Below are 321 nucleotides of genomic sequence, written 5' to 3' on the forward strand. Positions count from 1 at the left end.
GTCGCGATTTTCTTGCCGCAAAGAAGCACGCCGACGCTCAGGTGCTTTTGCCTCCCGGGCCGAAGGTAGCCCTTACCGGAGGGCTCGACTTCAACGACCACCGCCTGATCTGGGCGAAGCTCGACCAGGTTCACACCAAGCACCCGGAGATGGTCCTGCTCCATGGCGGATCACCCCGCGGTGCGGAGTTGATCGCATCCAAATGGGCTTACAGCCGCAAGGTGCCACAGATCGCCTTCAAACCTGACTGGACCCGGCACGCCAAGGCCGCTCCCTTCAAACGTAATGACGCCATGCTCGATACGATGCCGATCGGGGTAG

Annotated in this window: 1 protein-coding gene; it reads left to right on the plus strand. The window is 61.4% G+C overall.

Annotated elements, in window-relative coordinates:
• A partial coding sequence (locus EN807_RS33875; RefSeq protein ID WP_135938042.1) for a DUF2493 domain-containing protein occupies positions 1–321 on the plus strand: 321 nt, incomplete at both ends.

This window comes from Mesorhizobium sp. M5C.F.Ca.ET.164.01.1.1, from assembly GCF_004792125.1.
In the GTDB taxonomy this organism is placed as follows: Bacteria; Pseudomonadota; Alphaproteobacteria; order Rhizobiales; family Rhizobiaceae; genus Mesorhizobium; species Mesorhizobium wenxiniae.